Source organism: Gulosibacter sp. GYB002, from assembly GCF_036577665.1.
GTDB lineage: Bacteria > Actinomycetota > Actinomycetes > Actinomycetales > Microbacteriaceae > Gulosibacter > Gulosibacter hominis.
Window position 1 is genome coordinate 1 of sequence record NZ_JARBDD010000009.1, and the last position, 12853, is coordinate 12853.

The 12853-nt window shown below is 60.7% G+C and carries 14 protein-coding genes and 1 tRNA gene; 7 read left to right on the forward strand and 8 right to left on the reverse strand.

Annotated features, from left to right (window positions below; all coding sequences use genetic code 11):
- The first annotated feature begins 74 nt into the window (after positions 1-74).
- The 6 genes from PV375_RS05630 (at position 75) to PV375_RS05655 (ending at position 3369) form a co-directional block, all read left to right on the forward strand.
- The gene (locus tag PV375_RS05630) at positions 75-551 is read left to right on the forward strand and encodes a hypothetical protein (RefSeq protein WP_332106499.1); all 477 of its coding nucleotides are present in this window, start codon (positions 75-77) and stop codon (positions 549-551) included.
- 87 nt (positions 552-638) lie between these two features.
- Positions 639-1046 carry a hypothetical protein gene (locus PV375_RS05635; protein WP_332106500.1) on the forward strand — a complete coding sequence of 136 codons (408 nt, stop codon included), beginning with the start codon at positions 639-641 and terminating at the stop codon, positions 1044-1046.
- A gap of 520 nt (positions 1047-1566) precedes the next feature.
- Positions 1567-2424, forward strand: coding sequence for an N-acetylmuramoyl-L-alanine amidase (locus tag PV375_RS05640; RefSeq protein WP_332106501.1), 858 nt, complete (start codon positions 1567-1569; stop codon positions 2422-2424).
- Positions 2425-2434: 10 nt separating this feature from the next.
- Positions 2435-2845 carry a hypothetical protein gene (locus PV375_RS05645; RefSeq protein WP_332106502.1) on the forward strand — a complete coding sequence of 137 codons (411 nt, stop codon included), beginning with the start codon at positions 2435-2437 and terminating at the stop codon, positions 2843-2845.
- Between the two features lie 12 nt (positions 2846-2857).
- The gene (locus PV375_RS05650; protein ID WP_332106503.1) at positions 2858-3154 is read left to right on the forward strand and encodes a hypothetical protein; all 297 of its coding nucleotides are present in this window, start codon (positions 2858-2860) and stop codon (positions 3152-3154) included.
- Positions 3154-3369 carry a phage holin gene (locus PV375_RS05655; protein ID WP_332106504.1) on the forward strand — a complete coding sequence of 72 codons (216 nt, stop codon included), beginning with the start codon at positions 3154-3156 and terminating at the stop codon, positions 3367-3369. Before PV375_RS05650 ends, PV375_RS05655 begins: the two co-directional genes overlap by 1 nt.
- A gap of 184 nt (positions 3370-3553) precedes the next feature.
- Here the strand turns inward: PV375_RS05655 and PV375_RS05660 are convergent.
- Positions 3554-3626 (reverse strand) — tRNA-Lys (locus tag PV375_RS05660).
- A 10-nt stretch (positions 3627-3636) separates the two neighbouring features.
- Entirely contained in the window at positions 3637-4350 is a 714-nt protein-coding gene (locus PV375_RS05665) for a hypothetical protein (RefSeq protein WP_332106505.1), read from the reverse strand.
- Positions 4351-4429: 79 nt separating this feature from the next.
- Between PV375_RS05665 and PV375_RS05670 the strand changes: the two genes are divergently transcribed.
- Positions 4430-5074 carry a DNA-directed RNA polymerase subunit beta gene (locus PV375_RS05670; RefSeq protein WP_332106506.1) on the forward strand — a complete coding sequence of 215 codons (645 nt, stop codon included), beginning with the start codon at positions 4430-4432 and terminating at the stop codon, positions 5072-5074.
- Between the two features lie 269 nt (positions 5075-5343).
- Here the strand turns inward: PV375_RS05670 and pstB are convergent, their stop codons facing one another.
- The 6 genes from pstB to PV375_RS05700 all read right to left on the reverse strand — a co-directional run bounded on the left by pstB (position 5344) and on the right by PV375_RS05700 (position 12850).
- On the reverse strand, positions 5344-6123 hold the full coding sequence (pstB, locus tag PV375_RS05675) for a phosphate ABC transporter ATP-binding protein PstB (protein ID WP_332106507.1): 780 nt from the start codon (positions 6121-6123) through the stop codon (positions 5344-5346).
- A 35-nt stretch (positions 6124-6158) separates the two neighbouring features.
- Positions 6159-7334, reverse strand: coding sequence for a phosphate ABC transporter permease PstA (pstA, locus tag PV375_RS05680; protein ID WP_442903935.1), 1176 nt, complete (start codon positions 7332-7334; stop codon positions 6159-6161).
- A gap of 3 nt (positions 7335-7337) precedes the next feature.
- Complete coding sequence (gene pstC / locus PV375_RS05685) at positions 7338-8297, reverse strand: phosphate ABC transporter permease subunit PstC (RefSeq protein ID WP_332106509.1); 960 nt, start codon at positions 8295-8297, stop codon at positions 7338-7340.
- A 136-nt stretch (positions 8298-8433) separates the two neighbouring features.
- Entirely contained in the window at positions 8434-9552 is a 1119-nt protein-coding gene (gene pstS, locus PV375_RS05690) for a phosphate ABC transporter substrate-binding protein PstS (protein ID WP_332106510.1), read from the reverse strand.
- A 162-nt stretch (positions 9553-9714) separates the two neighbouring features.
- Positions 9715-10665 carry an NUDIX hydrolase gene (locus PV375_RS05695; protein ID WP_332106511.1) on the reverse strand — a complete coding sequence of 317 codons (951 nt, stop codon included), beginning with the start codon at positions 10663-10665 and terminating at the stop codon, positions 9715-9717.
- A gap of 73 nt (positions 10666-10738) precedes the next feature.
- Positions 10739-12850: an RNA degradosome polyphosphate kinase gene (locus tag PV375_RS05700; protein ID WP_332106512.1), complete on the reverse strand. Its 2112-nt coding sequence runs from the start codon at positions 12848-12850 to the stop codon at positions 10739-10741.
- Between the last annotated feature and the right edge of the window lie 3 nt (positions 12851-12853).

Genomic DNA, 12853 nt, shown 5'->3' on the forward strand with positions numbered 1-12853 from the left:
TGTTCTCCGCCAGGATGCGATCTTCCACGAGGCGGACCACACGGTCCTTAGCATCCTGATCAAATTTTCTAGGCATGTTCCAGATTTTCCCATCTACTCAAACGGAACAAAACCTGGGGCACTTCAGTCAGGAGCGGTTGCTGGGGCGGTTTCAGCGTGAGGGGATCACGTGGGATGGTCACGGGCGGTTCCGCCCGGTTGAGGACGTGGACGAGCCGGAAACGAGGACGGATCGACGTTCGATTTCGCTGGACTGGATGTATGACCATTGGCAAGACGCGCCGGTGAAACCTGATGTGTCGACTGAGATTGAGGTGGTCTCGGTCGAGCATGACGTGTGGGTCGGTCGGGTGATGCTGGTGGATAGGGATGGCGCGTACATCGTGTATTGGTCGGACGCCGAAACGATCGTGTATTGGCGCGACCGTGCCCGCTTGGATTATGGGGTTGCTGGGGTCGCGTTGTGGACGCTCGGGCAGGAAGACGTGCGGGTGTGGGATCGGCTCGCGGCTGGGGAGCTGACGAGCGCTACGAAACGACTCGACCGGTAAGCGACCGGAATGGTTTGCCGTCACTGTTCAGTGACGGCTATTTACCGTCCCACAAACGTGGGGCTTGGAAAAAGAAAGGTAAACGAAATGGCTTACGAATATGTGATTGAGCCGTCAGCTCGTGGTAGCGGCACCTGGGGGCTGAATTTCAAATGGTCAGAACCGGGTCAACGGCTCTGCGCTTTGGTGCAATTTCATCTCAGAAGGCTGGGCAGGTACTCGGGACCCATTGATGGGGCGTGGGGTCCAAACACGATTAAGGGGATTCAGAAGTCGATTGCTGCTGGAAATTACTACAGCGGCCCAATCGATGGTGCAGTTGGCAAGAATACGGTCATTGGCGTCATCAGGTATGCATATCAAGGGGCCGAAGACGCGGGCCAGTGGGTAGACGCGCAGTGGATTGATCGTCACGCTAGTCCAAGTTACCCTGCAATGGGTACCGACCCAGGAAAAGTCTGGAAGTACTTTGAGTACAAGCTTTCAAAGGTATAACTAGGTCTGCGACGGGCCAGCGAGGTCAATCGCGGTGGTCCCGTCCCAGGAACACTCGAACGGAAGTGAGTTGTCTGCTGCCCGGTTCGGCGGAAGGGTGATCACCCATGTGCCGTTAACGAGTTCTGTTGACGGTGAATCCACGAAATACACGTGGTCGAAGTTGTCACTCCAAAACTCATACGTGCCCATGCCGAGCCTACGACTGATCCATTGATCCTTGCAGTCCGCGAGCGCGGCCTCAATTTCTGCCTGTGGCAACCTCTTTGCAGGTGTGGCCAGGGTGGGGTCGGGTGCTGGAGTTCCCGTATATGGTGCCGAGTCATGCTCTGCGTCCGAGCTGCAAGCGGTGAGTGTGCTCGCCGCTAAAAACGTGACAACTGTCGCGACTGTAGCGCGACTGACAAGTCTGGGCATGCGGCACATGCTAATCGGACTAGTTGACAATTTCTAACGATTGCAGGAGAAGCACCATCCAATTTTCTGGGTGGTGCTTCTCCATTTTCCAAAGGAGAGCAGGATGACGCATTCCAAACTCACGAATCAGATACGACTGTCCGGGCAGTCAAGTGCCCGTGGTGGCCAGAAGGTTGATCGGTTCATCGTTCACCATGCAGCCTCGACCTCGCTGAGTGGCGTGGTCGACATGATGGTGCGCGCCACTCGGGAAGTTTCAGCGAATTATGTCGTCGGTGACCGCATCGTGTGCGTGGTGGACGAAGACCGTCGCGCGTGGACGAGCGCTTCGTCGTACTGGGATGGGCGCGCAATCACCGTCGAGACAATCAACAACAGCGCCAACGGCTGGACCGTCTCGGAACGCACGTTTGACAATCTCGCGAAATTGATCGCCGATGTCGCGACGCGGTATCGATTCCCGATTGATGACACGCACATCATTACGCATCAGGAGCTCTATACGCGGTACGGTGCGAGCTATCCGACCGCGTGCCCGGGCGACCTGCAGCGACGTAAGAGCGAGCTGATTGCGCGCGCTCGAAAATACGCAGGTGCCAACGCTGCCACAAAAGCACCGACATCAAAAACTCCTTCGCAGCCAAGGTCGTGGCAGGCTGACGCGTTCGGTATCGGCGCCACGGCCAGCCGGGACCAGTGGCGAGTGATCCAGTCATGGCTGCGAAAACTCGGCCGGTATCACGGTCCCGTCGACGGCATCCCCGGCCAGCAAACGTGGCGGGGTATCCAGATCACGGTCCGTGACCGCGACTCCTACACGGGGCCGATTGACGGCATCCCAGGTCGCAATACCGCGAGAGCGATGCAGCGGTACGCACGGGCGGGTGGGTACCGAGGCCCGATTGACGGTGTGCTTGGTCACCAGTCATGGGCGGGCTTTGTGCGTCGTCTCTCGAGCTAGGAGCGGTGCTGTGGAAATAGTGAAGAAGCTTTGGCACCTGGTAGAAGAACCGCGCACTCGTCGGGTGATGTGGTCGCTGATCTACGCCAGCATTTTGATGGCCGGGCTGGTGGCAGTCATCATGCCGCCCAGGTCGGTGGAATGGCAGCTTGGCCACGCACTCACTCTGACGTGGGGGCTCATGCTCACCGCTGGTGGCGGGCTGGGGGCATGGTCGACGCTCACACGGTTTTGGGTGGTCGAGCGGATGGCGATTCTGCTGTGCGGTCACGGAGCCGCGATCTACGGCGCCACCATTGTCGCGAACCAGATCATCGAGGACGGCAACCGGATGACCCAGTTCGGGTTCGTGGTCGCGTTCATTCTCGCGCTCGCGGTGCGCCACTGGGATATCCGGTATTGGAATCGTGATCCGCGATAGAAAGGGGCCGTCGTGGCTGATTGGGATCTGACGGCCTTGGTGACGGTACTTGCCACAACCGGTGTAATTGGATCGATTATCGCTGGGTTTAAGGGGCTGGGCCGTCAGCTGACCGGGCGTGAGCATCGAGAGCAGGTGACGGTGCGAAGCGCGAAAGCGGAGCGTGACCGTGAGTGGCGCAAGCGACTCGTGTTGGGTGAGGCGTATGCACAGATGAAGATCCTCGCAGTGGAAGCGGGAGCGGACCCGGCCGAGGTCGCGATGGTTGATCGGCTGGTCGACAAGCTACGGGAGGAAGGAGGGGAGTGATGGGAAAGCACGGAGCTGAGGGCACGCTGGTGCCGAGTGTGCAGGTGCGGAAGTGGCTGTACGGCATCGCCTCGGCGGTGGTGCCGCTGCTGGTGCTGCTTGGCCTGGTAGCTGATGACGTGGGTCAGGCGATCCTGACCGTGGTCGCGGCGGTGCTGGCGGTTGGTTCGTCAGCGCTCGCGGGCGTGAACGTCCGCAACCCCGGTGATGAGTAGGAAAGCGTTAGTGCCCCTGTTCTGCCGAGCCGTTTTGGCTTGGCGGGCAGGGGCGCTTTTTCACGTTTCCGGCATGGTGAGCTGCGAGGAAATGTGGCCAAAATGTGGCCAAAAGCGATTCTATGACCAAACGCAAACCGCCGACTTCGTTGCAATCATGCGGAAGTCGGCGGGTAGAGAAAAGTGGGCCCAGCGGGGCTCGAACCCGCGACCCATGGATTAAAAGTCCACTGCTCTGCCAACTGAGCTATAGGCCCAACGAGCAGTCTAACGTGATTTTGCCCGTCCTTGCACATCCTCGCCATCATCAGAGTCCGCAGCGCGGTCTTCGGCAGCCTCCTCTGCATCCGCACCATCGGTCAACTCGGTAACGAGCTCATCCGCACCAAGCGAGGCCACCGCATCCGATTGCTCGGGCCCCTGCACCGCAAAATGATCGCGTTCGCCGAGCCGCCACCAGTTCAAAAAGGCAATCAGTGCAAACAGGCACGCCATCGCTGCAATCAGCGTGCCGAACAGCGCCGGGTGCACACCCAGATACCGATTGAGCTGCGCCCATCCCAGCACCTGCAGCCAGCCGATTGCTAGCAGCTCGAGCACCGCCCAAATCGCGATCGTCGGCGCGGTAATGGCGTGCGGCCGCACGGCCCGCACCACCAGCATCAGCGCCAACACAATCAGCGGCAGCGTCGGTACCAGCCCCAGCGCCACCCGGCCGATTGCCGACAGCCCCGACACATCGGCGTGGCCAGCCCCAAAACCAATCTGGATGAGCTGCCAGCCATGCAGCGGGCCGCCCACCGCATCCCGGAAATCAAATTGCGTTTGCCACCAGGGCAGAAGCAGCGAAACCAGCATGATCAATGCCAGCACCGCGGCGGTCACCCGCTTCACGGTGGCTCCCGGCGCCGTCTGCTGCTGGTGCGAATCGACAAGCGGTTCGGTGGGTTCGCTGTTAGCGTCGTGAACTGACAGGCTCATGACGTCTAGCCTAGGGGTATCGCCGCGCACGTCTACGCCGGCGCGACCGCAAAATACCGGATGCAAGGAAGCGAGCCCTGTGGAACGACATCATCGACCAGTGCGGATGCCAATCGAGGCATTCGACCACTACATCGGCGGTGACGATCCGGCGGCCATCAGCCGTGTGGCACACGAAACCGCCCGTGCCCTCCTGCACCGGGTACACGGCAGTGATGATCCGAGTGTGGTCAAGCGCACGGTACGCTATACCGCCGAGCACGGTGTGTCTGACCTGGCCGAACTGTGGGCCAAATCGGCGCCGCGCACGCTGCCCGGTGCGCTGTGGCGGCTTTATCTCGTGCACGCAGCGGTATCTCGCGACACCGACAGCGCGGCCATTGCGTTTCGCAGGGGAGTGGCGCGAGACCGCTCAATTCACACGCTGGTTGCCGGTGCACCAGAACCCACCGGGCCGGCAGAAATACGCGAACTGACCGACGAAATTTTGTGCGGCGCATTCACCGGCGACTTCGCAAACGCACTCGACCGGGCCGCATCCTTCTGCATGGTCATGTCGCTCGGTTTTGGAGCCTTCGCCGACGATATTGATGCGGGGGATGGGCTCACCAGCGAACCGCAAAAACTTGCTGAAGCAGCCGCGATCCGCGGTGCCCGCTACCTGGAGTACGGCCGTGATTTGGCTGCTGCCGCCTCCCTGCAGCGTCAGGGCAAGCTCGACTAGCGCGGCTTACAAAACACCACTGGTAAGTCGACTCAAATATCGGTATCGTGGTGACCCGCCGGGCCGCAGTAACCCCGGGCTCCAATTTTTGCCGCTGTGAGCGGCCTTCCGCCGAGAGGCGTTCTGCGGCCCGGTATTTTTATTGCCGGCACGCGTCGGTAGCCACCCGCATCCCGTTCATACTTCAGCCGGCACCGATTGGATGCGGAGAAAAACAACTGGCCTCGCGCATCCGAAGATGGCGAGGCCAGTTTGACCCGAAAAAAGACTTAACCGAAACGGCCGGTCACGTAGTCCTGGGTCTGCTGGTTCGAGGGGTTTTCGAAGATCGTGCGGGTGTCATCAAACTCGATGAGCTTGCCCGGCTTACCGGTACCGGCAATGTTGAAAAAGCCGGTGCGGTCGCTCACACGGGTTGCCTGCTGCATGTTGTGGGTCACGATGACGATGGTGTAGTCGGCCTTGAGCTCGTGGATGAGGTCTTCAATCGCGAGCGTCGAGATCGGGTCGAGGGCCGAGCAGGGCTCGTCCATGAGCAGCACATCGGGCTTCACCGCGATCGCGCGCGCGATGCACAGACGCTGCTGCTGACCACCAGAAAGGCCCGCACCGGGAGCGTCGAGACGGTCTTTCACCTCTTCCCAGAGGTTTGCGCCGCGCAGCGAAGTCTCAACGAGCTCTTCGGCATCGGCTTTCGAGATGCGCTTGTTGTTGAGCTTCACACCGGCGAGCACGTTTTCACGAATCGACATGGTGGGGAACGGGTTGGCGCGCTGGAACACCATGCCGATGTGGCGACGCACAATCACCGGGTCGACGCCGTGGCCGTAGAGGTTGTCACCGTCGAGCAAGATCTCGCCGTCAACCCAGGCCTTGGGGATGACCTCGTGCATGCGGTTGATCGAACGGAGCACGGTCGACTTACCGCAACCCGAGGGGCCGATGAACGCGGTAACGCTCTTCGGCTCAATAGTCATGTTCACGCCTTCAACGGCCTTGAACTTGTCGTAGTAGATGTCGAGGTCTTTGATTTCGATGCGCTTAGCCATTGAAATTCCTTTTCTAACGTTGTTCCGCCACGCGGTTAGCGGTTGCCCTTGGGCGAGAAGTAGTGCGAGATAACGCGGCCGATGAGGTTCAGCACGATCACGATGACCAGCAGGATGAACGCGCCACCCCAGGCGAGCATCTCGGCCTCGTGCTTCGCGTTACCGATGAGCTGGAACGAACCACCGTGCTGGTTGTAGACGAACACCGGCAGTGAGGTCATGATGCCCTGCAACGGGTTGGTGTTCATGTTGATCGAGAAGCCGGCGGCCACCAGCAGCGGCGCGGTTTCACCGATGACGCGGGCGATAGCCAGCAGCACACCGGTAACCAGACCCGCGAGGCAGGTGGGCAGCACGACGCGCACGATGGTGCGCCACTTTGGTACACCGAGCGCGTATGAAGCCTCACGCAGATCGGGTGGCACCAGGCGGATCATCTCCTGGGATGAACGCACCACGGTGGGAATCATCAGCACCATGAGCGCGATCGCACCGACGAAACCAGAGCGGATGTTGGTGAGGTCGCCGCCCGATTGCTGCACGATAAGCAGGAAAAGGGCGTAGGCGAACAGACCGGCAACGATCGACGGAACACCGGTCATCACGTCCACGAAGAAGTTGATGGCGCGCGAGAGGATGTTTCCCTTGCCGTATTCAACGAGGTAGATCGCGGTGAAAATACCGATCGGCACCGAGATGAGTGTCGTCAGCAGCGTGATCCAGAGGGTGCCGACGATGGCGTGCAGCGCACCCTTTTGGCCGGGGCGCGAAGCGTCGCTGGTGAAGAAGTGTTCGAGACCGAGACCGGGAACACCGCGGACAATGAGCGAGAACACGAGTGACAGCAGCGGGATCATTGCCAGGATGAAGGCGGTGAGCAGCAGGCCCGAAACCAGTCGGTTTTTAGCCTGCCGGGCACCCTCAACGGTGCGGCTAACCCAGTAGATCGCCACCAGGTAGAGCACTGCGGCGAGGGCCATCCAACCGCCCCAGTTGAAGTTCACGGTGAGCTGGCCGGTGCGTTCGTTGACCTTCGAGAACTCGTCACCGGAGGTCATCCACATCAGGCCAAAAATAATGCCCGAAACAACGAAGGCGGCAACCAGTAGCAGCGGCGCGACCGAATCCTTGAGTCGCCCGGCAGCGAGCGAGTTTACTTTTTTCTTGCCCGTGTGTTTGGTTGCAGAAGTTGCAGTGGTCACGTTTGGCATCTCCTACTTGTTGTTTCGAGCGATGATGAAGCGACCGATCGAGTTCACCGCGAGGGTGATGGCGAACAGCACCAGACCGCTAGCGATCAGGGTGTTGCTGTTCATACCGTGCGCCTCGGGGAAGTTTTGCGCAATCGATGCCGCGATGGTCGTGGGGTTCTGTGCGGTGAGCACCTGGAAGCTCACGGCGCCGGTACCCGAGAGCACCATGGCGACGGCCATGGTCTCACCGAGTGCGCGGCCGAGCGCGAGAATGCCGGATGCAAACACACCAGAGCTGGCGTAGGGGAACACTGCCTGCTTGCACATCTCCCAGCGGGTGGCGCCGAGTGCGAGCGAGGCTTCTTCGTGCAGACGCGGGGTTTGTTTAAAAATTTCTCGTGAGAGCGAGGTGATGATCGGCAGGATCATGATCGCGAGCACGATTGCGGCGGTCATGAGGTTACGGCCCGAGGGTACGATGTTGCCGCTAAACAGCGGGAACCATGCCATGTATTCGTTAAGCCACTTGTAGAGCGGGCCGGCGATGGGGGCGAGTACGATGATGCCCCACAGACCGAACACAACCGATGGCACCGCGGCAAGCATGTCGACGATAAACCCGAACGGTCCGGCGAAACGGCGCGGCCCGAAGTGGCTGATGAACAGCGCCACACCAATACCTACCGGGAGCGCGAGCAGCATTGCGAGCAGCGACGCCCAGATGGTGCCGAAGGCAAGCGGCGCAACATACTGCCAGAAACCGCCTGCAGCCTGTCGGTAGTTGTCAGGGGCTCGAGATCCGAGCGGTTCGACGAGGGCTGGTGCACCCTGGGCGAGCAGGAACACGAAGACCGCTGCCAGAATTGCGAGGATGAGCGCACCCGACGTGGTCGAAATAGTTTGGAAGATGGTGTCGCCCGCGCGGCGGACGGTCGCAGGGCGAGATACCTGCGGAGCCTGAGCAGTATCAGCGCTCGTCATCTGCTTGCCTTCCTAAAATTGGTGGGTTGCAAAGGGGAGTTTGGTAACGGATGATGCCCGGCACCCCGATTTGGGGAGTGCCGGGCAACATCACTGTTCTTGACGTATCAGTTCAACGTCTTCAAGTAGCAGATGACTACTTGATGGTGTCGATGGCAGCCTGTGCCTCGCTGCGGATCTCGTCCGAGATCGGAGCGTTGCCGGCAACGCCAGCGGCTGCATCCTGAGCCTCGGGGGTGATCACGTAGTTGAAGTAGGCCTTCACGAGCTCAGCCTTGGCCGAGTCGGCGTACTCCTGGCAGCCGATGAGGTACGACACGAGAACGATCGGGTAAGCACCCTCAACGCCGGTGTAGTCGAGGTCGTAGACCACGTCGGTCGCTTCGCGGCCCTCAGCCTTCGGCGAGCCAGCCACAACGGCGGCAGCAGCCTCGGGGGTGTAGGCAACGAAGTCTTCGCCCGACTTGACCTTGGCGGTCTGCAGCTCAGTTGCGGCCGAAGCATCGAGGTAACCGATCGAACCCTCACCAGCGGCGATGGCCTGCGCTACACCACCGGTCTTGTCGGCAGCTTCGCCGCCGAGGTCGCTCGGGAAGGCGTCTTCGGTGCCGTAGGTCCAAGCCTCGGGAGCAGCAGCTTCGAGGTACTTGAGGAAGTTACCGGTGGTGCCCGACTCGTCGGCGCGGTGCACAGCGTTGATGGCGGTGTCGGGAAGCTCGACGCCCTCGTTCAGCTTGGCGATTGCCGGGTCGTTCCACTTGGTGACCTTGCCGGCGAAGATGTTCGAGAGGGTCTCACCGTCGAGGTTCAGCTCTTCAACCTCGGGAAGGTTGTAGCCGATAGCGATGGGCGAGATGTAGGCGGGGAACTCGACCAGGGCCGAACCCTCGGCGCAGCTGCCGAACTTGCCTTCCTCGATCTCTTCGGTCTTGAAAGCACGGTCAGAACCGATGAAGTCCGAGGTGCCGGCGACGAAGTTGTCGCGGCCGGTGCCCGAGCCGGTCGAGGTGTAGTCGACGGTCACGCCGTTGTTCTCCGACTGGAAGCCGGGAACCCAAGCCTCGGTCTGAGCGGTGCTTTGAGAGCTAGCGCCAGTGGCGCCGAGGCTGCCCGAAAGTGACGACGATGCGCCGCCCTCATTGCCGGTAGCAGCAGCGGTCTCGCCTGCATCCGAACCGCCGCCGGCGCAACCAGCGAGAGCGAGAGCGGCAATTGCCGAGAAGGCAACAGAAGTGCCTACGCGCGAAAGCTTCATTGAGTTTCCTCCATAGATGGGGTTTGTGGAACCAGAACGGGGTTCGAAGTGAAAGTATGCGCTGCGAGTTACGCGACATCATGCTGAAGGTAAACGCTTGGTGAACGGCATTCATTCAGGCGGTGATGTTCGTTCTGAACCAAATACGAGCGAGTCTGCCGCCTAAATCACCGGACCGTGCGTTTCGGCCGCCACAATCCCGAGACGCACATCGCCAGCCGGTACGTGCAGCACCGAGCACTCGGCTGTCGACAGCATTGCCTGACGCGACAGTCCGCTCAGCCGGGTATTGGTGGCCTCGGCGAGCACGGTGAGCACCTCGGGCATGACCGGAGAATGACTGCACAACACCACGGGCTCGCGCCGCTCGAGCACTTCCGCCAACACCTCGGTCAGTCCCGCATCGCCCGACGACGTGTTTTGCGAAAGCGAGGCGTGGCTTTCGGGAAAGATTCCCAGCGCATCCGCCAGCGGCGCGACCGTCTCGCGGCAGCGGGCCGCAGTCGAAGTCAGGATGCGTTGCGGGCCAAACGCGCGCAGGATCGGAATAATGTGCTGCGATTGTTCCAAGCCTCGTGAGGTGAGCGGGCGGGTTTCGTCGTGTCCGGGCCACTGTGCCGCCGGAATGGCCGTGGCGTGACGCAGCAGTACGATCGGGAACGTGCTGGCAATACCTCGCTCGTAGCGCTCGGCCAGCAATTGCAGTAACTCTTTATCTCGGTCGTAACTGAGCACCTGCTTCGCTTTTTTCACCGAGAGCCACTCGAGCCGGTCAACCTCACTATTGGGCTTGAACTTGTGCTTCGTGAACTGTTCGTCGCTGACCTCGCTCGACCAGTAATGCACCTCTTTCGGGCGCCCACTGGGCAGCGTGTAGTCGATGATGCCCAGCGGTGCACCCAGATCGACCCGGTAACCGGTTTCTTCCCAAATTTCACGCGCTGCCGTTTGCGCCAGCGACTCGCCAGGGTCAACCTTGCCCTTTGCCAATGAGTAGTCATTGTGGCGATTGCGGTGAATGACCAGCACTCGTAGCTTTTTGCCATCGAACCGCCACAACACCGATCCGGCGGCGTAGACGGTTTGATCGCGACTGCTGGTTGCGGGCTGCATAGTTGCCTTTCTGGCTCAGGGGTTCTTCTGGCTCAGGGGTTCTTCTGGCTCAGGGGTTCTTCTGGGTCAGGGGTTAGCGGATTGCTTGCGGACGAGCCCGCCGCACGTAGTCGTTCATGATGACATCGTGCAGCTCGGCAAGCGGCTGGCCATCGTCACCGTGCGCAACTCGGTGCCAGTTCGCATCCGAATCAAGATGCCAGCTGGCCACCTCGCCCGACATGACCAGATCGAACATGCGCTGACAGCGCTGCACGTGTTCGGGCTCGGTGAGTAGCACGAGCGCTTCGATGCGGCGGTCGAGGTTGCGGTGCATCATGTCGGCCGAACCGATGTACACCTGCTCGTCACCGCCGTTCAAGAACGAAAACACGCGCGAGTGCTCGAGATATCGGCCCACCACCGAGCGCACTTTCATCGTCTCGCTCATATTTGGCACACCGGGGCGCAAGCCGCAAATACCGCGCACGAACACCTCAACCGTAACTCCGGCACGACTGGCCGCATAGAGCGCGTCGATAATTTCTTCATCGATCATCGAATTGACCTTGATGCGCACCCGGCTCGGTTTCCCTGCGAGCGCAGCCCGCCGCTCGCCCTCGATGAGATCGAGCAAACCTTTGCGAAGATGCAGCGGCGCAACCAGCAGTCGGGTGAAATCGCGTTCGATGGCATAACCCGAAAGCTGGTTAAACAGGCGCGTGACATCGGTTGACACTTCGGGTGCGCAGGTGAACAGACCCATGTCTTCGTAGATGCGGGAGGTCTTCGGGTGATAGTTACCGGTGCCGACGTGGTTGTAGATGCGCAGCTGTCCGTCTTCGCGGCGAATGACCTGGAGCAGCTTGCAGTGGGTTTTGAGGCCGACCAGCCCGTAGACCACATGCACCCCGGCCTTTTCGAGCTTGCGTGCCCACACGATATTGTTCTGTTCGTCAAAGCGCGCCTTAATTTCAACCAGCGCGAGCACCTGTTTGCCGGCTTCGGCGGCTTTGATTAGTGACGCGATGATCGGTGAGTCGCCCGAGGTGCGGTACAGCGTTTGCTTAATAGCAAGCACGTTCGGGTCGCTGGCGGCCTGCGAAATGAACGCTTGCACGCTGGTTGAGAACGATTCGTACGGGTGCTGTACCAGCACATCCCGTTCAGCAATCGCGCTGAATAGATCGGTGGGGTCGGCACCCTCACTGGGGCGAAACTCGGGAGCGGTGACCGGCACATGTGTGGCGAACTTCAACTCGGGGCGCTTAATGCCCGACAGTGCAAACAGTGCCGTCAGATCCAGCGGCCCGGGTAGCACCGTGACCTCGGTGTCGGTGATGTCGAGCTCATCCTTCAGCAGAGAGAGCGTCTCGGCATCCATATCGTCCGAAACCTCGAGGCGGATGGGCGGGCCGAATCGGCGGCGCAGCAGCTCTTGTTCGAGCGCTTGCAGCAGGTCTTCGGTTTCGTCCTCTTCGATATTGACGTCTTCGTTACGGGTGATGCGGAAAGCGTGGAAATCGATGACCTCCATTCCCGGGAACAGCTCGTCGAGATGCTGCGCGATGAGATCTTCGAGCAGGATGAACCAGTGCTGCCCGTCTGGTGCGCGCAGCGGGTAGAGGCGGGGGAGCACCGGCGGCACCTTGAGGCGAGCGAACTCGACTCGGCCGGTTTGCGGATTGCGGACCCGCACCGACAGGTTGAGTGAGAGGCCAGAAATATAGGGGAAGGGATGCGCCGGGTCGACTGCCAGCGGCATCAGCACCGGGAAAATTTCGGTGGTGAACACGCTGTGGAGGTGTTTGCGGCTCGATTCATCCACGTCATGCCACTGCAGGATGCGGATGCCTTCGGCAGCGAGTTTTGGTTCGAGATCGTCACGCCAAACGCGCGCGTGACGCTGCTGCAGTTCGTGCGCCAGGGCGCGAATCTGTGCGAGTTCGGCGGCGGGCGGCACACCGGCGGGGGTCGGCACCGCAAGCCCCAGGTCGATGCGCCGCTTCAACCCGGCGACTCGCACCATGAACCATTCGTCAAGGTTGGACGGGAAAATCGCCAAAAAATTTGCTCGTTCAAGCAGCGGCACGCTGTGGTCTTCACCGAGTTCGAGGACGCGCTGGTTGAACGCCAGCCAGCTGAGTTCGCGATCTACGTAGCGGTCGAGTCCGAGGTCTTCGAGGCGGTCTGCGGCCGGGGTCATTCC